This is a genomic window from Micromonospora chokoriensis (assembly GCF_000718555.1).
GTDB classification, from domain to species: Bacteria; Actinomycetota; Actinomycetes; order Mycobacteriales; family Micromonosporaceae; genus Micromonospora; species Micromonospora chokoriensis_B.
This window is the reverse complement of record NZ_JOAN01000003.1, coordinates 279,841-299,142: the sequence shown is the minus strand read 5'-3', so window position 1 is coordinate 299,142 and position 19,302 is coordinate 279,841. Positions and strand designations below refer to the sequence as shown.

Below are 19,302 nucleotides of genomic sequence, written 5' to 3'. Positions count from 1 at the left end.
ATGGTCGAGGAGGAGCAGAAGTACGAGGTGGACGACGCCTACGTGCTGCCGGACCTGGCCGGCACGGCCCCGGCCGGGGGTCGGGTCCGGGCGCTGCCACCGGTGACGCTTGTCGCCCGCTACCTCGACACGGTCGATCTGCGGCTGGCCCGGGCCGGTGCCTCGCTGCGCCACCGCCGGGGAGACCAGCTGCCCTGGACGGTGAAACTGCCGACCGGGACGCCGGGCGTCCGGCATGAGATCTCCCGCTCCGGGCCAAAGGGGCAGCCGCCACCGGAGCTGGTGGAGTTGGTCACCGTCCTGCACCGGGGTGCGCCGCTGGCCCCGGTGACTGTGGTCCGGACGCTGCGGCACGCGTACGAGGTGTGCGACCGGGCCGGCACGGTGCTCGCCGAGGTGGTGGACGACCGGGTGACAGTGCTCGACGACGCCGGCGCCACCACCGACACGTTCCGTGAGCTGGAGGTCGAGCTGAAGGCCGGCGACCGGCAGTTGCTCGACCGGGTCGGCGCGGTGCTGCGCGAGGCGGGCGCCCGAGGCGGGTCGTTCACGCCGAAGCACGTACGGGCGCTGGGCGTGACGGCGCAGGCCGAGCCGGACCTGGTCGCGCCGGCCGGGTTACCCGCCGAGCCGACCGCTGGCGACGTGGTGACCGAGGTGGTCCGCAAGGAGATCGGCCGGCTGCTGGCGCACGACCCGCTGGTCCGGCTGCGCACCCCGGCCGCCGGCGGCGACACCGCCGTGCACCAGATGCGGGTGGCCTGTCGACGCCTGCGCAGTGACCTGCGCACCTTCAAACCGTTGCTCCGCAGGACCTGGTCCCGTCCGCTGCGCGCCGAGCTGCGCTGGTTGGCCGGTGTTCTCGGCGCGGCCCGCGACGCCGAGGTGCTGCGCGCGCGGCTGCGCCGCACCGCCGACGCCGATCCGCTCAGCCCACTCGACCAGGGCACGGTGGACCGGCTGGACGAGGTGCTCGCGCAACGGCAGCGGCGGGCGCTCACCGCCATCGACGAGTTGCTGCGCTCCGCGCGCTACCTGGCCCTGGTGGATTCCCTGGTGCTTGCCGCCCGCGCGCCCCGGCTCACCCGCCGGGCCGCCGCCCCCGCGGCGGAGGCGCTGCCCGCGCTGGTGGCGCATCCCTGGGAACGGCTGACCGGGCCGGACGGCGTGGACGGGCTCGACGCGCAGTCACCGGACGACCTCTGGCACGCCGTTCGCAAGGAGGCCAAGCAGGCCCGGTACGCGGTCAACGCGGTGGCCCCGACGGTCGGCAAGGGCGCCCGCCGGCTGTCCCGTGCCCTCGCCCGCGTGCAGGACGTGCTCGGCGAGCACCAGGATGCGGCGGTGGCGGCGGACACCTGGCTGGAGATCGCCGCCGAGCGGCCGGACGACCACGAGTTGGCGGTCACCGCCGGACGACTGGCCGAGCGGGAACGCCTGTCGGTGCGCCGGATGCGGGATCTCTTCCCGGCCGCCTGGCACCGGGCCACCCGGCGACGGCGGACCAGTTGGCTGCCGTGACCGGCATTCGGGCCGCGGGCGGGGTGGCCTGGCGGCCGACCGCCGACGGCGTACGCGTCTGCGTGGTGCACCGCCCCCGCTACGGCGACTGGACGCTGCCGAAGGGCAAGCTGGAGCCGGGCGAACACGCGCTGGCCGCGGCGGTCCGCGAGGTGGCCGAGGAGTCCGACGTGCGGGGCGTACCGCAGGTGCGGTTGCCGTCGGTGCGCTACCGCAGCGAGGGGCAGCCCAAGCTTGTCGACTACTGGTCGATGCTCGCGGTGGCCAGCGGCGGTTTCCAGCCCGGCACCGAGGTGGATGCCGTGCGCTGGCTCGCAGTGGACGACGCGATCCGGTTGGTCAGCTACCCCCACGACGCCGAGGTGTTGGCGGCGTTCGCCGCGCTGCCGCCGGTGACGGCGACGGTAGCGCTGGTCCGGCACGCGCACGCCGGTAAGCGGGCCACCTGGTCCGGCCCGGACGTCGGACGGCCCTTGGACGCCGAGGGGTGGGCCCAGGCCAACAGACTGGCCGGGCTGATCGCCCTGATCCGGCCGGCCCTGCTGGTGTCGGCGTCGCCGCGCCGCTGCGTGCAGACACTGGACCCGGCGGCCGTCTTGCTCGACCTGCCGATCGAGGTCTGCGGCGACCTGGACGAGCCGCAGCCCGGCCAGCAGAGCGACGAGCAGATCCTGGCCTGCGCCGCCCGCGTGCTGGAGCTGGCCGGCGCCGGTGGGCAGGCGGCGGTGTGCAGCCAGGGCAAGGTCCTGCCGGGCGCCCTGGAGCGGCTGACCGGCCGCACCGACGAGGACTTCACCACCCCGAAGGGTGGCGGCTGGCTGCTCGCCTTCACCGCCGACCGGCTGCTGGCCGCCGACCGTCTGTAGGCCCCGGAACGGCTTTCCGTCAGCGGGGCGGCAGGGTCAGGGTCACCGCTACCGGCAGGTGGTCGCTGGCCGTGCTGCGCGGCGCGACCGGGTCACTCGGGGTCAGGCCGGACGAGACGAAGACGTGGTCGATCTGCTGGCGCGGGTCGTCCGCCGGGCTGGTCACCAGCGGTCTAGCGGCGGCCAACGCGTCGACCAGGCCCACGTCGATGAACTGCGCGTACGCCTCGTCGCCCGGCTCGGTGTTCAGGTCACCCGCCACCACCAGCGGCCGCCCGGCCGCGTACCGGGTGGCGAAGTCGGCGACCGCGCGGGCCTGGACCACCGGGCCCTTGTCGGGCGGCGGTTGCAGGTGGGTGCTGACCACTGCGGTACGGACGCCGTCGCCGAGGTCCAGCGTGACGGCGAGGGCCTGTGCGCCGGTGGGCGCACCGACGGCGGCCAGCGGCAGGGTCCGCGGATCGTCCATCGGCCAACGGCTGAGCACCGCGTCACCCCAGACGGGGTCGGCGGCCGGCCCGAAGACGTAGGGCATACCGAGCCGGTCGGCCAACAGGTCCAGGGTGTCGTGCCCGCCGTTGAGCAGCCAGGCCCGGTCCACCTCGCTGAGCAGCACCACGTCGGGCCGTTGCCGGTCGACCACCTCGGCGAGGCCGGTCAGGTCGAACCGGCCGTCCAGCCCGAAGCCCATCCGGATGTTGTAGGCCACCACGGTCAACCGCTGCGGCGGGCCGTCCCGGTTGCTGGCCACCGGCACCTCGTCGGCGAGCACCGGCGCCAGCAGGGCCAGCGCGGTGACCACGGCGGCGGCCCGCAGCGGCGGAAACGGCCCGGGGAGCCGGTGCACGACCCGACCGGCGGTGAACGCCACGGCGGCGATCAGCACGGCCACCAGCACGGGCACCGCGGCGTTGGGGTAGCCGAGGTCGTAGGCCGAGTAGTACCCAACGGCCCCCAGCGCGAAGACGAGCATGCCGGCGGCGACCGCGTACCCCCGGCGGGCCGCCCCGCTCGCGGTGTCCACGTTCGCGGTGTCGCCCTCTGGCTGGCTGGCGTCGTCGGTCAGGGCGAGGCAGGCGCCGAGGCCCACCGCCGCGAGGAGGATGGCCACAAGGAGCAGGTCGCCCCGGTCGAGGGCGAACAGCACCGCGCCGGCCAGCAGCGCCACCGGGCCGTAGCCGCGGCCCCACCGTCGGGGCGGGCGGGTCAACGCGGCGCACAGGAACCCGGCGACCGCCACCGACACCGGGGCCAGGCCGAACAGTGGCGAACGAGCCACACCATCCCCGGCGACCAGGTACGACATGCCGGTCTGGACCAGCGCCGGGGAGAGCGCCACCATTCCGGCCAGCAGCAGCGCAGGCCCGGCCAGCAGCCACGCTCGGGCCCCACCAGGGCCGGCAGGGGTGTCAACGGGGCCAGCGAGGGCGGCACCGGCTCCGGCGCGCTGACCGGGTTGCGCCGTGCCGACCAGGAACACCGCCACCGCGACGGCGCTGAGCAGCCAGGCCACCCAGTCGCCCCGCCAGACGAGGTCGACGGTGTCCAGCACCGCGTGCAGGGCCGCGTTGACCGCGAACCCCAACGCCAGCCCCGGGACCGGTCGGTCGGTGTCGGCAGCGACGCCGACCAGCCAGACCAACCCGGCGAGCAGACCGGCGGTGGCCAACCAGAGCTGCGTACGCCCGCCGGGTGCGGCGGTGAGCGTGAGCCGGGCGGCGGCGAGCACGACGGCGGCGACGACCGTGACCGGGCGTGCGCCGACTCGGCGGACCACGGCGGGTGCGCCCAAGGCGAGCACGAACCAGCCGAGGGCGAATGCGCCCATCAGCTCGGCCGGGGTGGACGCCGCCTGGCCGAAGATGGTGATGATGCCGGGCAGCCAGACCCGCAGCACGTCGATGAGGAGGAGCACGCCCAGCGCGAGCGTTCCGGTGGTCAGCTGGCGGTAGCGCACCGGCGCCCCATTTCGGTGTCGACGGGCCGGCGGAGGGGGGCCGGCACGGCGATTCTGCGTGAGCGAGCCAACCGGGTCAACGGTCCCGGTACGCCGCAAGGGCGTCCACCCATGGGTGGACGCCCTTGCGGAGCCGGTCGGTCAGCGCTTGCTGGCCGCCTTCTTGGCCGGAGCCTTCTTCGCCGGCGCCTTCTTGGCCGCCGTGCTCTTGCTCGCCGCCGCAGTGGTCTTCTTCGCCGCGGTCGACCGGGTCGCAGCGGTGGTCTTCTTCGCCGCCGCGGTCTTCTTGCTGGCGGCCGTCTTGGTCGCCGTGGTGCTCTTGCTCGCCTTGGCCGGGGCGGTCTTCTTGCTGGCGGCCGTCTTGGTCGCCGTGGCGGTCTTGCTCGCCTTGGCCGGGGCGGTCTTCTTGCTGGCGGCCGTCTTGGTCGCCGTGGCCGTCTTGGTCGCCGTGGCGGTCTTGCTCGCCTTGGCCGGGGCGGTCTTCTTACTGGCCGCCTTGGCCGTGGTCGCCTTGGTGCCCGCCGCCTTGGCCGTGGCGGTGCTGGTGGTGGCCTTCTTCGTCGCCACCGTGGCCTTCGGCACCTTGCCGCTGGCCACCATCTCCTTGAACCCGGCGCCGGGGCGGAAGGTCGGGACTGACGTCTTCTTGACCTTCACCGCCTCGCCGGTACGCGGGTTGCGCGCTGTTCGCGCACCACGCACACGCTTTTCGAATGCTCCGAATCCGGTGATCGCCACCTTCTCGCCCTTGGTGACCGCCGCCTGGACCTCGGTGAGGACCGCGTCGAGCGCGGCCGTCGCCATCTTCCGGTCCCCCAGGCGAACGGCGAGCGCCTCGATGAGCTCGGCCTTGTTCACGACTTCCTCCCGATTGTGCAACTGACTCGTCGCGAGCCATTCTGCGCGCACGGTATGCCCTGTGCTGCCGGGACACAAACATTCGGCAGAAAAAAGCCCTTGTGTCGTAACGGATTCACCCCCACCGGTTGGACCGATGGGGGTGAAATCCGCTGTGCGGGCGGCCTAACGGCTATGCCACGGAGGGCAGGAACGGCAGTCGGCGCGCCTCGTATGAGTCGATCTCGGCGGCGTGCCGGAGGGTGAGTCCAATGTCGTCGAGGCCCTCCAGGAGCCGCCAACGGCTGAAGTCGTCCAGCGGGAACGACCAGCTCGCGTCCCCCGCCCGGAGCTGCCGGGCGGTCAGGTCGACGGTCACCGGAGTGGTCGGATCCGACTCGACCAGATCCCACAGCTCTTCGACGGCTTTCAATTCCAACTCGACCGGCAACAGACCTTCCTTGAGAGCGTTGCCGCGGAAGATGTCACCGAAGCGCGGCGCCACCACCGCGCGGAAACCCCAGTCCCGCAGCGCCCAGACGGCGTGCTCCCGAGAGGAGCCGGTGCCGAACTCCGGGCCGGCGATGAGGATCGACGCCCCGGAATAGTTTTCATCGTTGAGCACGAATGCCGGGTCTTCCCGCCAAGCGCTGAACAGCCCGTCGGCGAAGCCCGTCCGGGTCACCCGCTTGAGGTACACGGCCGGGATGATCTGATCGGTGTCCACGTTGGACCGGCGCAGCGGCACCGCAGTGCCGGTGTGGGTGGTGAACTTGTCCATCTCGTCGGTCCCTTCTACAGATCGGCGGGGGCGGCCAGCCGGCCGACCACGGCGGTGGCGGCGGCCACCGGCGGGGAGACCAGGTGGGTACGCCCACCCCGGCCCTGGCGGCCCTCGAAGTTGCGGTTCGAGGTGGAGGCGGAGCGCTCGCCCGGCTTCAGCGTGTCGGGGTTCATCCCCAGACACATGGAGCAGCCGGCGAACCGCCACTCGGCCCCGGCGTCGGCGAAGACCTTGTCCAGCCCCTCGGCCTCGGCGGCCTCGCGCACGGCGGCGGAACCGGGCACCACGAGCATCCGGACGCTGTCGGCGACCCGGTGGCCACGCAGCACGTCGGCGGCGGCGCGCAGATCCTCCAGTCGCCCGTTCGTGCAGGACCCCACGAAGACCACGTCGATGGGCAGCTCCCGCAGCGGCGTGCCGGGACGCAGGTCCATGTATTCCAGGGCCCGGCGGGCGGCGGTGCGCTCCGAGTCGGTGGTGAACTCCTCCGGGTCCGGCACCGGCGCGCTCAGCGGCGCACCCTGCCCGGGGTTGGTGCCCCAGGTGACGAACGGCGTGACCAGGCTGGCGTCCAGGGTCACCTCGGCGTCGAAGCGCGCGCCCTCGTCGGTGGGCAGCGTCCGCCACCACGCCACCGCCGCGTCCCAGTCCGCGCCCTGCGGCGCGTTCGGTCGACCCTTGAGGTACGCGAAGGTGGTCTCGTCCGGCGCGATCATGCCGGCCTTGGCACCCCACTCGATGGACATGTTGGCGATGGTCATCCGCCCCTCCATGGAGAGGGCCTGAATCGCCTCGCCGCGGTACTCGACGATGTGCCCGCGACCCCCGCCCGTGCCGACCTGGGTGATCAGCGCGAGCACCAGGTCCTTGGCGGTCACGCCGGGCGCGAGGCGGCCGGTGACGTTCACGGCCATCGTCTTCGGCCGGCTCTGCGGCAGCGTCTGGGTGGCCAGCACGTGCTCCACCTCGCTGGTGCCGATGCCGAAGGCGAGCGCGCCGAAGGCGCCGTGGGTGGCGGTGTGCGAGTCGCCGCAGACGATCGTCAGGCCCGGCTGGGTGAGACCGAGCTGCGGGCCGATCACGTGCACGATGCCCTGGTTGTCGTCGCCCAGCGGGTGCAGCCGCACCCCGAACTCGGCGCAGTTACGGCGCAGCGTCTCGATCTGCGTACGCGACGTGGGGTCCGCGATGGTGAGCAGGTCACCACGGCGGAGGCGGAACGCCGGGTCGGCGTACCCGGTCGGGGTGTTGTGGTCCTCGGTCGCGAGGGTCAGGTCGGTACGACGCACCCGGCGCCCGGCGAGCCGCAGCCCGTCGAACGCCTGCGGGCTGGTCACCTCGTGCAGCAAGTGCAGGTCGATGAAGAGCAGGTCCGGCTCACCAGCGGCGGACCGTACGACGTGCGCGTCCCAGACCTTCTCGGCCAGGGTCCTCGGCTCAGGAGTGACTCCCACCATCTGGACATCCTAAATTCTGGGAGGTAAGTTTCGGCTTGTGGGACACAGTATGAGCGGTGTCGGCGTTCTCGACAAGGCGGTGGTCATCCTGGCCGCCTGCGTTGACGGCGCCAGCCTGGCCGAACTCGTTGAACGCACCAAGCTGCCCCGGGCCACCGCACATCGCCTGGCCCAGGCCCTGGAGATCCACCGGATGCTGGTCCGCGACACCCAGGGCAGATGGCGACCCGGCCCCCGCTTGGGCGAGCTGGCCAACGCCGCACCAGACGTCCTGCTGACCGCCGCCGAGCCACTGCTGGCCGCGCTGCGCGACGCCACCGGCGAGAGCGCACAGCTCTACCTGCGCCGCGCCGACGAGCGGATCTGCGTGGCGGCGGCGGAGCGCGCCAGCGGTCTACGGGACACCGTTCCGGTCGGCTCGGTGCTGCCGATGACGGCCGGCTCCGCGGCCCAGATCCTGCTCGCCTGGGAGCCACCGGAGGCGGTGATGCCGCTGCTGCCGCGCAGCAAGTTCACCGGCCGCACGCTCGCCGAGGTACGCCGTCGTGGCTGGGCGCAGAGCGTCGCCGAGCGGGAGGCCGGTGTGGCGAGCGTCTCCGCCCCGATCCGCGACCGCACCGGGAGAGTGATCGCCTCGGTGAGCATCTCCGGCCCGATAGAGCGCCTCGGCCGCCGCCCCGGCGAACGCCACGCCATGGCCGTAGTAAGAGCCGGCCAACGCCTATCCGGCCTCTAACCCCACCACCCCCTCCCGCCGCCGGTCCCACCCTTCACCGCGTTGATCATGAAGTTATTGCCATCTACGTCGGCGCGTCTTGACGATAACTTCATGATCAACCGGGGCCGGCCGGGGAGGAGGGAAGGGGTTGGAGTTGGGGGTAACGAGAAAGGCTCACCTCGCGGATGCGAGGTGAGCCTTTGATTTGTAGCCCCGACCGGATTCGAACCGGCGCTACCGCCTTGAGAGGGCGGCGTCCTGGGCCGCTAGACGACGGGGCCAGAACTTTTTCATTCACCACCCTCGCGGGCGGTGCGACTGTAGTCTAGCGGCACCGTCTCCCGGCACGAGCGCGGGGTGCGGGGTCGCCAGCGGGCTCGGCAGCAGAGCCGGAACGGGCCTGGCTGCGGACACGAAACAGCCCGCCTCACCAGGTGAGACGGGCTGTACACGATGTAGCCCCGACCGGATTCGAACCGGCGCTACCGCCTTGAGAGGGCGGCGTCCTGGGCCGCTAGACGACGGGGCCAGAACAACTTTCGCTCCCCCGCCTTCACCGGCGGAGGAGCTGCACTCTACCAGAGATCACCCTCCGCCCCCGGAGGGGCGGAGTCGAACTCCGTCAGAATCCAGCGTCTGGAATTCTCGCGAATTCCAGCAGCGCTGGGGTACCAGGACTCGAACCTAGACTAACTGAACCAGAATCAGTCGGGCTGCCAATTACCCCATACCCCATTGGCACCTTGCGGCGCCGGGAGTGAACTTTACCCTCCCGGTGCCGGCAGGCCAAATCCGATCCCCCCGAACCACCATGAGCTGCGGAAACAGGGGCATCAGACGGATCAGGCGACGGGCACCACCGGGTTGGTGAGCTCGCCGATACCGTCGATCCGCACGGTGACCGTATCCCCCTCAAGAAGCGGGCTAACCCCGGCTGGAGTGCCGGTGAGAACGACGTCGCCGGGCAGCAGAGTCATCACGTGCGAGATGTACGACACCAGGCCCGGCACGTCGAAGACCATGTCCTTCGTCCGGCCGAGTTGGCGTACCTCCATCTCCTCCGGGTTGCGACCCACCTCACACCGGATCTCCAAGTCGGAGACGTCCAGGCCGGTGGTGATCCACGGACCGATCGGGCAGAACGAGTCGAAGCCCTTGGCCCGGGTCCACTGCCCGTCCGAACGCTGAAGGTCCCGAGCGGTGACATCGTTGGCGCAGGTGTAGCCGAAGATGGCACGTTCGGCGGCGGCCCGGTCGGCGCGGCGCGCGCCCGGCGCCCCGATCACGACCGCCAGCTCCGCCTCGTGCTCGACCTGCTTGGAGAAGATCGGCAGTCGGATGGCGTCCCGTGGGCCGATCACCGAGGTGGACGGCTTGAGGAAGAGCAGCGGCTCCTTGGGCACGTCGTTGCCGAGCTCGGCGGCGTGGTCGGCGTAGTTGCGACCAACGCAGACGACCTTGCTGGGCAGGATCGGCGAGAGCAGCCGGACGTCGGAGAGGGCCCACCGGGCCCCACTGAATGAGAGTTGGCCGAACGGGTGGCCCTCGATCTCGGCGATGGTCAGGCCCTGCGGCCCGGCCTCCGGTTCGCCTTCGACGGCACCGAACGACATTCCCTTGGCATGGGCAAAACGAGCGATACGCACCTGGCCAATCTAGCCCCGCCGGCCCCTCGACCGGCCAGGACCGGCCCTCGGGTGTGCGCAACCCATCAGCGCGCGGCACCCTACCGGAGCTGGAGGTGACCGGGGCGGGCTTCCCGACTTCGTACCCGCACGGTGGCGGCCCGCCCCTAGCGTCGGCTCCGGAGGTTCGTTCGTATGCCTGCATCGACACGACACCACAGAGCCCTCGCAGTGTTCGTGCACTGCCTCGGCATCCTCGCCGCAGTGCCGGCCCTGCCGGCGGCGGCCCCGGAGGCGACGGCCGCGCCACGGCCACCGGCCGCCACGCCACAACCAGCAGCGGCCGCGCCACGACCAACCGCGTCGGCGTCACGGCCAGCGGCGGCCACGCCACGACCGACGGCGTCGGCCGGCCCAGTGGCCACCCGGCCACCGGTGGCGATGGTCGCGCGAGTGACCGAGCCCACCCCGCCCTCGGCGCCACCGGCGCTGGCACCGCCCTCCCGGGCACCGGCGTCGGCGTCCCCGCAACAGGTCACGGTGGCGGTCGCGACGGAGAACAGCCCGGCGCCGAGGTACCGGATCCAGGTGCGCAACGTGAGCAACGGGCCGCTGGACACCACCGTGCGGCAGGAGCTGCCACCCGGGTCGTCGACTACCGCGATCAGCGGCGGTGGCCGGTCCACCCCGGCTGGCGGGTCGGCCACCGAGGTGACCTGGCGGTTGCGGCTGCCCGCGCACAGCACCACCACGCTGGGCACCGCGCTCGCCGCGACCGCGCCGGGCCGTCCGCTGACCGCGCCGACCTGCGCGTTCACAAGTGACGGCAGCCGACCGTACGACTGCGCCACGGCCACCTGGCAGGCGGCAGGGGCACCGGCGGCCGAGGTCACCGAGGCGCCGCCCTGGCGTCGCTACCCGGTGCTGCTCGCCGGACTGGCGGTCCTACTGCTGATCAGCGCCGCCTTGGTCTGGGTGTGGCGACGTCGGCGCACCCGTCGGGTGACGGCCGCCGCACTGTCCACCAGCGGCGGGGCCGAGGTTGGCCGCGGGACGATCTATCCGCGTCCAGCGGTTCCGAGCCCGGTGCGCCGTCGGCGTACCCCGCCGGTCTGGATGTTGGTGGGCGCCGCCGTCGCGGTGCTGGCCGGCCTCGTCGGCACCGCGGGGTGGACGGCCACTCGGCAGGTCGCGGCGATCGACACGCAGAAGCAGCCCACCAGCGGCGCGTGGACCGGCACCGGGGTCACCGGGTCGATGGGCGTGCCGCTACGCGAGTCGGCGTTCGAGTTCACCGTGTACCGGATGGCCTGCGGCACGCCCGGCACCGCCGGGAAGACCGATGGCGGCAGCGCCGCTCCGGCCAACAGTCGACGCTGCCAGGCCACCGTGGGTGTGCGCAACGTCACCGGCGACCATCAGCCCTGGCACAGCGAGCTGCAACGGGCGTACCTGCCCGGCGGGCGTTGGGTGAGCACCGACGAGTCGGCCACCCGGGCCGCCAACCTGGGTCGGGACGTCTTCGCCGACCCGATGGCGGCAGGCACCCGGATGGTGCTCCCGCTGGTCTTCACAGTCGACGGGCGGGACCCGCCCCAGCAGTTGGAGCTGCGCAGCGGGGTGTTCTCCGCCGGCGTCCGGGTGCACATGCCCTGACCGGTGTGCGGGCGGCGGTCGTACCCTGGGTGGGTGACCGCCGCCCTCGCCCCCGCCGTGCTCGACGTGGCCCAGTGGCAGGCCCGCCGGCAGGCCCACGAGGAGCGGGTGGACGTCTGGCTGACCCCGCACCTGGCCCGCCGACGACGCGGTGAGCGGCATCCGGTGGCCGACTTCCTGTTCACCTACTACTCGCACCGCCCGGCCCAGCTGCGTCGCTGGCATCCGGGGCCCGGGGTCGAGCTGCGCGACGCCGACCCGGCCGAGTTCGGCCGCGACTACCGCGCCGGCGCCGCCGGGGTCACCCTCGACACCGATGGGGTACGCGAACGGCGCGGCGAGTCGATCGCCTGGATCCGCTCGCTGTTGGCGGCCACCGCCGGGCGGGCGCCGCACTTCGGCTGCTTCGGGATGCACGAGTGGGCGATGGTCTACCGGCAGACCCGGGAGGAGCTGCGGCACAACGCCTGGCCGCTGCGGCTGACCCCGGAGCGGACCGCCGAGGTCGTCGAGGAGCGGGGCGTGCGGTGCAGCCACTTCGACGCGTACCGGTTCTTCACCCCGCCGGCCCGCCCGTTGAATCTGCTCAGCCCGACCCGGGAGACGCAGCACGCGCACGAGCAGCCGGGCTGCCTGCACGCCAACATGGATCTGTACAAGTGGGCGTACAAGTTGTCGCCGTTGGTCTCCTCGGAGCTGGTGGCCGACGCGTTCGACCTGGCCCGGGACATCCGCACGCTGGACATGCGGGCCAGCCCGTACGACCTGGCGGCACTCGGCTATCCACCGGTGCGGGTGGAGACTGCGGACGGCCGGGCGGAGTACGCAGTGGCGCAGCGCGGATTCGCCGAGCGGGCCGCGGTGCTGCGCGAAAGGCTGCTCGCCGCCGTCCCGGCCTGAGTCACCCCGCCCTAGTCGCCGTCGGCGCGGCGGTCGCGCTTGCGCTGGGACTGGCGCTTCTTCTCGGCCAGCCGACGCTCCTTGGCCCCACGGGACGGGCGGGTCGCTCGGCGGGTCGGAGGTGGGGGCGCCGCGGCCTCCCGCAGCAGTGCGGTCATCCGCGCCCGGGCCGCCTCCCGGTTGGCCAGCTGGGCCCGGTGCTCACTGGCGGCGATCGTCAGCACCCCGTCGACCAGACGGTTGGCCAGCCGGTCCAGCGCCCGCGACCGCAGCCACTCGGGTACGGCCGGCGAGTTGGCCAGGTCGTAGCTCAGCTCGACCCGGGAGTCCGCAGTGTTCACACCCTGCCCACCCGGCCCCGACGAGCGGGAAAAACGCTCCCGCAGCTCCCCGGCGGGAACGACCCACCTGTCGGTCACCCGCAATCCGTCGTCCACGCCCCGAGGCTAGCCCCACCCGCCGTGCAGTCGGGATGGAGTACCGAGACCAGCCCACCCGAACCGCCGCCGCTATCGGTGTGGGGGCTCCCGCTGTGTCGGGGACTGGCTGGGCGCCGGTCCGGCGGTCTCCTCGTCGGCGCCGGCCGCCGCGTACGCCACCGCGCCGAAGAGCAGTAGCGCGATCACCCCGGCCTTCACGGTGACCCCACGGATCAGCGTCCAGGCGCCGCGACGGGCACCCGGCAACGATTTCTTTGCGGTCTGGTAATCGTTCCACCCGCGTCGTGCCCGGGCGTACGCCGACCCCACTGCACATCCGATGATCAGGCCCACCAGCAGGAGGACCGTGAGAAGAGGACGCTCCACCTCCGCCAGTATCCATACCGACCGTAATATTTCCATTGCCCGATGCCGTCCGGCCGGATATCTGACACTGACGGCCGCCGCGAGGGCGTTCGAGCAGCTCAGCCGCCCTTGCCGATGATCGTGTCGGCGGTCTGCTGGACCTGGTCGATCGGGATGGCGAAACCGATGCCGATCGATCCGCTTCCGTCGATGGTGGCGATGGCGGTGTTCACCCCGACCACCTCCCCGCGCGCGTTGACGAGTGGCCCACCGGAGTTGCCGGGGTTGATGGACGCGTCGGTCTGCACCGCGGTGTGCCGGTTGTTGCCGAGCCGTACCTGCCGGTCCAGCGCGCTGACGATGCCCGCGGTGACCGTCCCGGCCAGACCGAGCGGCGAGCCCACCGCGAGCACCGGCTCACCGACCCTGGTCGCGCCCGGCTTGGCCAGGGGCAACGGGGTGAGACCGGCCGATGCGGGCACCTTCAGCACCGCCAGGTCACTGCGCGGCTCCCGTCCGACCACCTCGGCGGCGAACCGGCGGCCGTCGGGCAGCTCCACGGTCACCGGTCCGCCACCGCCCTTGGCCAGGATGTGGTCGTTGGTGATCAGATGCTGCTGGTCGTCCACGGCGAAGCCGGAGCCGGTCGCGGACCCACCGGTCGCTCCGCCCGCCAGCACCGACACCACCCCGGGTACGGTCCGCTCGGCGGCGGTCACCAGCTCGGCCGGCACCGGGGCGGCGGATGCCGCAGCCGGGCCCCCAGCCCCGTCCCGGCCAGCGACCACGCCACCGGCGACGGCTCCGGAGACGGCGGAGAGCGCCACCACGGCCAGCGCGGCGAGCAGCCGTCGAGGCCGCCGCCCGCCAGGATCACGCTCGGGCGCGTCCCACCACCCGCGTCCGTCCGGGTCGAGTTCCGGTGAGATGAACCAGGGACCGCGCGGTTCGCCCAGTCCGGTCTGCACTGCCATCCGTACTCCTCACGGTCGACGTCGTTTGTGCGCGGCGGTCAGGGCAGCCGGGAGAACCAGCGCATCGAGCCGGCGGCGGCGCCCATCGCGAACACCAGTCCGAGGCCGATGAACCGGGCCGAGACGTCCTGCCGCTCGGTGCGGTAGCCGACCGAGCTGCCGATGTCGTCGTAGACGGCGCGCAGCTCGTCGGTGGTGCTGGCCTCGTGGAACATCCCGCCGGTCTCCTCGGCGACCGCCTTGAGGGTCTGCCCGTCGACCGGCACCTGGATGGGCCGTCCACCACGGTCGACGAACCCGGACGGCGTTCCGAAGGAGATGGAGTGCACCGGCACCTCCGCCGTCACCGCCTCCGCCGCCGCTTCCATCGGGTCCATTCCGGAGGTGTTGGCACCGTCGGAGAGCAGGATGATCCGGGCCGGCGGCGGCTCCTTCGCGGCTTCGCTGTCCAGGCTCTTGACCGCGCCGAGAGAGGTGTTGATGGCCTCGCCGATCGCGGTGCCCTGCACGCCGGTGATCCCCTCGGCGAGCCGGTCGATCCCCTCGTCGAGGGCGTCCCGGTCGGTGCCCGGGGGCACCAGCACGGCCGCGCTGCCGGCGAACGCGACGAGACCCACGTTGAACTCGTCGGGTAGGCCCTCGACGAAGCGCCGGGCGGCCTGCTTCGCCGCGGCCAACCGGTCCGGTTCGACGTCGGTGGCGAGCATCGACGTGGACACGTCCACCGCCACCATCACCGTGGCCCGTTCCCGGGGCACCCGGACCTCGGCGCTGGGGCGGGCGAAGCCGACCACGAGCAGTGCCAGCATCGCCAGGAAGAGCCCGGCCGGTACGTGCCGACGCCAGGCAGGCCGCTCCGGCGCCACCCGGTCCAGCAGCCGCAGGTTGGTGAAGCGGACCGCGTACCGGCTGCGCCGCCGCTGCATCACCAGGTACGCGGCGACCAGGGCGAGCACGCCGAGCAGCAGCCAGAGTCGCAGCGGCGACTGCCAGTTCACGCGACACCTCCCCGGAACTGGCCGACCGGCGCGGCGGCCAACCGACGCTGGGCGTGTACGTGCCGGACGATGTCCGCGCTCCAGTCCCCGTCGGTGCGCAGCGGCAGGTGGGTGGCCCCGCTGCGACGCAACGCCTGGTGGACCTGTTCGCGCTGGGCGGCGGCGGCCTCGGCGTACCGCTCGCGCAGCCGACGGTCCGATGTGCACACCTCGCGGTGACGACCGGTCTCCGGATCGACGAGCGTGATCAGGCCGACGTCCGGTAGTTCCAGCTCGCGCGGGTCGGTCACCTCGATCGCCAGCACCTGGTGCCGAACGGCCAGCCGGCGCAGGGTCCGCTCCCAGGGTGCTGTCTGGCCGGGGTCGTCGGGCAGGCCGTCGATGAAGTCGGAGATCACCACGACCAGCCCACGCCGGTTGGCGATCCGGTGCAACGCGTCGAGCCCGTCCGCCAGGTCCGGCGCTGCGGCGATCGGCCCGTGCCCCGGCCGGTCGGTGGGTGCGGTGGCACGCGGGGCGGCGAGCAGCGCACGCAGCAGAGCGAGCAGATGGGTACGCCCGCTGCGGGCCGGGAACCGGCGGACCCCGTCGGCGCGCAGCACCTGGGCGCCGAGGCAGTTGCCGACGCCCGCGGTCAGGAAGCCGACCGCCGCGACGGCGGCCACCGCCAGTTCTCGTTTGTCCAGTTCGGCGGTGCCGAACTCCATGCTGGCGCTGGCGTCGACGAGCAGCCAGGTGGTCAGTTCCCGGTCGGCGTCGACCTGCCGGACATGCGGCACGGCGGTTCGGGCCGTCACCGCCCAGTCCATCCGACGAACCTCGTCCTCGCCCGGCCGGTACTCGCGGCTGCCGGACGGTTCACTGCCGGGACCGGGCAGCAGGCCCCGGTACTGGCCGTGCAGCAGGCCGTTCAGTCGGCGGGTGACGGTCAGCTCCAGGCGGCGCAGCCGCTGGTCCGGGGCCAGTTCGGCCAGGCCGGGGTCGGCGGGCGTGGCGGTCGCGCGTCTCATGCCGCCGCCAGATCCGGTGCCTGCTGTGGGTGCCCGGTGGCCAGCCGAGGTGGCGGTACCGCCTCGACGAGCCGGCGGACCACGCTCTCGGCCGATACCCCGTCGGCCACCGCGTCGAAGGAGAGCACCAGCCGGTGGGCGAGGACATCGACGGCCAACTCGCGGACGTCCTCGGGGAGCACGTACTCCCGCCCCCGCAGGAGGGCCTGTGCCCGGGCGGCCGCGACCAGGCCCAGGGTGGCCCGAGGGCTGGCCCCGTACGCCAGCAGCGGGGCGATCTCCGGCAGCCCGAACCGGCCCGGGTCGCGGGTGGCGAGAATCAGCCGCACCACGTACTCGGCCAACGCGTGGTGGACGAAGACCCGCTCGGCGTGGATCTGGAGGTCCCGCAGCCGTTGCGCGTCGAGCACCTGGCGCGGGCTCGGCCGGTCGGTGCTCATCCGGTAGAGGATGGCCAGCTCGTCGGCGTCGCTGGGGTAGTCGACCACCACCTTCATCAGGAACCGGTCGCGCTGCGCCTCCGGGAGCTGGTAGACCCCCTCGGATTCGATCGGGTTCTGGGTGGCCAGCACCAGGAACGGCTCCGGGACCGGCCAGCTCCGCCCGCCGATCGAGACCTGCCGTTCGGCCATCGCCTCCAGCAGCGCCGACTGGACCTTGGCCGGGGCACGGTTGATCTCGTCGGCCAGCACCAGGTTGGCCATGATCGGGCCCAGCTCGATGTCGAAGGTTTCCTTGGACGCCCGGTAGATCCGGGTGCCCACGATGTCGGAGGGCACCAGGTCCGGGGTGAACTGGATCCGGGAGAAGGTGCCGCCGACCACTGTCGCGAGGGTCTGCGCGGCAAGCGTCTTGGCCACGCCAGGCACCCCCTCCAGGAGGCAGTGTCCGTTGGCGACCAGGGCGGTGAGCAGGCGTTCGACGAGGCGATCCTGCCCGACGATCACGCGTTTGACCTCGAAGAGGGTCTGTTCCAGCTCGATGCCGGTCGGCTCCGGATCGACCGGGCTGGGCATGCTGGCCAGGGTGTCCGAGATGTCCGTCACGGTGCTTGCTTCCCTGGCACAGGCTCGGCAAACGTCGGATTGTGCGGCCCGGACCGGCCCGGAGTGGCCCGAATGGGGATGAGTAGCGCGCAAGGGTGACGACCGACGCGAGCCCGTCGAGGAGCGCACAACCGTCCCGCGATGGCTCAGGGGGACCACGATGGCACAACGTGACCGAGGACGGTCGAAGCTGGGTGGATCGAGATCGGACAGGGTGCGACCCCCGCGCACGAAGCGCGGGGGCCGGCATCGGTTCGGTCAGGGTGTGTGGGTGAGCAGGGTGAAGCCCAGGTTGGCCGGCGTCCCGGCCGAGTTGCGGGTCTGCACGAAGACCGCGTTGGGTGTCAGCAGCCGCGGGGCGACCGAAACCTCGCCACCGGGCGGGATGCAGCAGGAGCCGGAGAGGGAGAGGGTGGCCAGGAAGGCGCCAGCGGTGACGTTGTGGCCGAAGATCACCTCGTACTCCCCGACGCCGTACTTGACCACGGTGCCGCCGCCGCGCGCCTTGGTGCCGTTGGAGTTGACGACCGTGTAGACGTTGGTAGCCACCAGCGTGGTGGCGGTGCCCGCCTTCAGCGCGGCCTTCGCCAGCCGCGCCGATTCGGCGCTGACCGGCGGCTGGCTGTTCGTGCTCCGTGCCGCCGGCTGGACGGCGTCCGGCGCCTTCGCCGACGGCTGGGCGATTGCGATGCCCCCACCGGCGAGACTGAGCGCCAGGACGGCGAACGTGACCGCCGCCACCTTACGTCGGAAGAATGTGCTCATGACAGGTCCCCCTTGTGTGACCGTGCGAATTCGGCCGACCCGCGGGGCGGGACGGATGACTGCCCATAAATAGGCGTACGACGACAGTTGGGCGGGGAAAGCTGCCTCGCTCACACCCGACGAGATTGATTTCTCAGCAATCTGCATCCCCCCTGAGCTGGGGTTACTACTCAGAGTTGTGTCGCTTAAGCCAGATGGAACGTAGCACCGCAAAAAGCTGGACGTCAATAGTTGATCTCACTTTTCCGGGCTGTCAACCAGCCGTCAGATAATTGTGAAATGTGAGCGCATCACCATTCGTGAAATGGCTTCACCGGGTTCGATTAAGATCCTCGTCGTGATTGTCGACGCTCCACCCCGCGCCCGAAGCGCTCGGCTCGCCACGGTGCTCTGCTGGCTGGCCGTCGCACCCATCGCCCTCTGGGCCGCCGTCCGGGTGCTCGGCCTGGACCGGGGGCCATTGGTGCAGGCGCTCGCCTTCACGCCGTACGTCGCGGGCGTCAGCGTGCTGGTCCTGGCCCTCGCGCTCGCCCTGCGGCGCTGGTGGCCGGCGGCGCTCGCGGCCCTGGCGGCGGTGGCGTTGCTCGGCGCCGTCGCACCCCGGGCGCTGGCCGCCCCGCAGCCGGCGGCGGCCGGGCCGACCGTGCGACTGCTCACCGCCAACCTGCTCGCCGGCGCCGGCGACGCGCGGACACTTGTCGAGCTGGTCCGGCGGCACGAGGTGGACGTGCTGACCGTGCAGGAGTTCACGCCGGACGCGCAGGCCGCCCTGGATCAGCTCGGCCTCGACACGCTGCTACCCCATCGGCAGCTCAACCCGGAGGTCGGCACCCCCGGCTCCGGGCTCTACTCACGGTGGCCGGTCACCGACGTCGGCGTCCGGCGCAACCTTGAGGGCTGGGGCTTCACCCAGGCGTACGCGACGGTGGCGGTCCCCGGCGGGCCCCCGGTCCGCGTCGAGTCGGTCCACCCCTCGGCACCGTACGCGGTGGACCAGGTCGGCGCCTGGCGTGCCGACCTGACCGCCCAACCACCGGCCACCCCAGACGGTGGCCTGCGGATCCTTGCCGGGGACTTCAACGCGACCCTCGACCACAGCCCACTGCGGGCCCTGCTGCGCACCGGTTACGTCGACGCCGCCGATGCCACCGGGGAGGGCCTGACCGGCACCTGGGGTCCGTACGACGGCGACCTCATCCCACCGGTCACCATCGACCACGTCCTGGTCGACCACCGCATAGCGGTCCGTTCGGTAAAGGTGCTGACCCTCCCCAAAACCGACCACCGCCCCGTCCTAGCCACCCTCACCCTCCCCACCCTCTAACCCCCACCCCGCCGATCTTGCACTTTCTGTCCCGGCATCAGCGACATAAGCCGCAGAACGCCGACACAAAGTGCAAGAT

At 72.3% G+C, this 19,302-nt stretch carries 18 protein-coding genes and 3 tRNA genes; 6 read left to right on the top strand and 15 right to left on the bottom strand.

Annotated elements, in window-relative coordinates:
• Window positions 1-1,521: a CYTH and CHAD domain-containing protein gene (locus IF46_RS0106850; RefSeq protein ID WP_030487432.1), complete on the top strand. Its 1,521-nt coding sequence runs from the start codon at window positions 1-3 to the stop codon at window positions 1,519-1,521.
• Entirely contained in the window at window positions 1,509-2,387 is an 879-nt protein-coding gene (locus tag IF46_RS0106845) for an NUDIX hydrolase (RefSeq protein WP_030487431.1), read from the top strand. The genes IF46_RS0106850 and IF46_RS0106845 overlap by 13 nt, the downstream gene beginning before the upstream one ends.
• Before the next feature lie 19 nt (window positions 2,388-2,406).
• Here IF46_RS0106845 and IF46_RS0106840 read toward each other — a convergent pair whose 3' ends face one another.
• From IF46_RS0106840 to leuC, 4 genes are all read right to left on the bottom strand, one after another.
• Window positions 2,407-4,344, bottom strand: a complete 1,938-nt coding sequence (locus IF46_RS0106840; protein WP_030487430.1) for an endonuclease/exonuclease/phosphatase family protein — start codon at window positions 4,342-4,344, stop codon at window positions 2,407-2,409.
• 141 nt (window positions 4,345-4,485) lie between these two features.
• Window positions 4,486-5,202 (bottom strand): HU family DNA-binding protein, encoded by a 717-nt coding sequence (locus IF46_RS0106835; RefSeq protein ID WP_030487429.1) that lies wholly within the window; start codon window positions 5,200-5,202, stop codon window positions 4,486-4,488.
• Between the two features lie 172 nt (window positions 5,203-5,374).
• Window positions 5,375-5,962 carry a 3-isopropylmalate dehydratase small subunit gene (gene leuD / locus IF46_RS0106830; RefSeq protein ID WP_030487428.1) on the bottom strand — a complete coding sequence of 196 codons (588 nt, stop codon included), beginning with the start codon at window positions 5,960-5,962 and terminating at the stop codon, window positions 5,375-5,377.
• A 14-nt stretch (window positions 5,963-5,976) separates the two neighbouring features.
• Entirely contained in the window at window positions 5,977-7,422 is a 1,446-nt protein-coding gene (gene leuC / locus IF46_RS0106825) for a 3-isopropylmalate dehydratase large subunit (protein WP_030487427.1), read from the bottom strand.
• A 49-nt stretch (window positions 7,423-7,471) separates the two neighbouring features.
• Between leuC and IF46_RS0106820 the strand changes: the two genes are divergently transcribed.
• Window positions 7,472-8,158, top strand: a complete 687-nt coding sequence (locus tag IF46_RS0106820; protein WP_007456408.1) for an IclR family transcriptional regulator — start codon at window positions 7,472-7,474, stop codon at window positions 8,156-8,158.
• 190 nt (window positions 8,159-8,348) lie between these two features.
• Here the strand turns inward: IF46_RS0106820 and IF46_RS0106815 are convergent.
• The 4 genes from IF46_RS0106815 to IF46_RS0106800 all read right to left on the bottom strand — a co-directional run bounded on the left by IF46_RS0106815 (window position 8,349) and on the right by IF46_RS0106800 (window position 9,786).
• Window positions 8,349-8,421, bottom strand: a tRNA-Glu gene (locus IF46_RS0106815).
• 175 nt (window positions 8,422-8,596) lie between these two features.
• Window positions 8,597-8,669: transfer RNA gene (locus tag IF46_RS0106810), tRNA-Glu, on the bottom strand.
• Between the two features lie 134 nt (window positions 8,670-8,803).
• Window positions 8,804-8,875 (bottom strand) — tRNA-Gln (locus IF46_RS0106805).
• A gap of 107 nt (window positions 8,876-8,982) precedes the next feature.
• On the bottom strand, window positions 8,983-9,786 hold the full coding sequence (locus tag IF46_RS0106800) for a fumarylacetoacetate hydrolase family protein (RefSeq protein ID WP_084597798.1): 804 nt from the start codon (window positions 9,784-9,786) through the stop codon (window positions 8,983-8,985).
• Between the two features lie 174 nt (window positions 9,787-9,960).
• On the opposite strand from IF46_RS0106800, the gene IF46_RS0106795 reads away from it, so the two are divergent.
• Window positions 9,961-11,421 carry a hypothetical protein gene (locus IF46_RS0106795; protein ID WP_030487425.1) on the top strand — a complete coding sequence of 487 codons (1,461 nt, stop codon included), beginning with the start codon at window positions 9,961-9,963 and terminating at the stop codon, window positions 11,419-11,421.
• Window positions 11,422-11,454: 33 nt separating this feature from the next.
• A complete protein-coding gene (locus tag IF46_RS0106790; protein ID WP_030487424.1) occupies window positions 11,455-12,321 on the top strand; it encodes a hypothetical protein in 867 nt (288 codons plus the stop codon).
• Between the two features lie 11 nt (window positions 12,322-12,332).
• On the opposite strand, the gene arfB is transcribed toward IF46_RS0106790, so the two are convergent.
• The 7 genes from arfB to IF46_RS0106755 form a co-directional block, all read right to left on the bottom strand.
• Window positions 12,333-12,758 (bottom strand): alternative ribosome rescue aminoacyl-tRNA hydrolase ArfB, encoded by a 426-nt coding sequence (gene arfB, locus IF46_RS0106785; RefSeq protein ID WP_030487423.1) that lies wholly within the window; start codon window positions 12,756-12,758, stop codon window positions 12,333-12,335.
• 72 nt (window positions 12,759-12,830) lie between these two features.
• A complete protein-coding gene (locus IF46_RS0106780) occupies window positions 12,831-13,127 on the bottom strand; it encodes a hypothetical protein (RefSeq protein WP_030487422.1) in 297 nt (98 codons plus the stop codon).
• 98 nt (window positions 13,128-13,225) lie between these two features.
• Window positions 13,226-14,080 (bottom strand): S1C family serine protease, encoded by an 855-nt coding sequence (locus tag IF46_RS0106775; RefSeq protein WP_030487421.1) that lies wholly within the window; start codon window positions 14,078-14,080, stop codon window positions 13,226-13,228.
• A gap of 38 nt (window positions 14,081-14,118) precedes the next feature.
• Window positions 14,119-15,078: a VWA domain-containing protein gene (locus tag IF46_RS0106770; RefSeq protein WP_030487420.1), complete on the bottom strand. Its 960-nt coding sequence runs from the start codon at window positions 15,076-15,078 to the stop codon at window positions 14,119-14,121.
• The gene (locus IF46_RS0106765; RefSeq protein WP_030487419.1) at window positions 15,075-16,088 is read right to left on the bottom strand and encodes a DUF58 domain-containing protein; all 1,014 of its coding nucleotides are present in this window, start codon (window positions 16,086-16,088) and stop codon (window positions 15,075-15,077) included. The genes IF46_RS0106770 and IF46_RS0106765 overlap by 4 nt, the downstream gene beginning before the upstream one ends.
• The gene (locus IF46_RS0106760) at window positions 16,085-17,134 is read right to left on the bottom strand and encodes an AAA family ATPase (protein WP_030487418.1); all 1,050 of its coding nucleotides are present in this window, start codon (window positions 17,132-17,134) and stop codon (window positions 16,085-16,087) included. The genes IF46_RS0106765 and IF46_RS0106760 overlap by 4 nt, the downstream gene beginning before the upstream one ends.
• Before the next feature lie 258 nt (window positions 17,135-17,392).
• Window positions 17,393-17,899 carry a hypothetical protein gene (locus IF46_RS0106755; RefSeq protein ID WP_030487417.1) on the bottom strand — a complete coding sequence of 169 codons (507 nt, stop codon included), beginning with the start codon at window positions 17,897-17,899 and terminating at the stop codon, window positions 17,393-17,395.
• Window positions 17,900-18,239: 340 nt separating this feature from the next.
• On the opposite strand from IF46_RS0106755, the gene IF46_RS0106750 reads away from it, so the two are divergent.
• Window positions 18,240-19,223 carry an endonuclease/exonuclease/phosphatase family protein gene (locus IF46_RS0106750; RefSeq protein ID WP_051723749.1) on the top strand — a complete coding sequence of 328 codons (984 nt, stop codon included), beginning with the start codon at window positions 18,240-18,242 and terminating at the stop codon, window positions 19,221-19,223.
• Window positions 19,224-19,302: the final 79 nt, after the last annotated feature.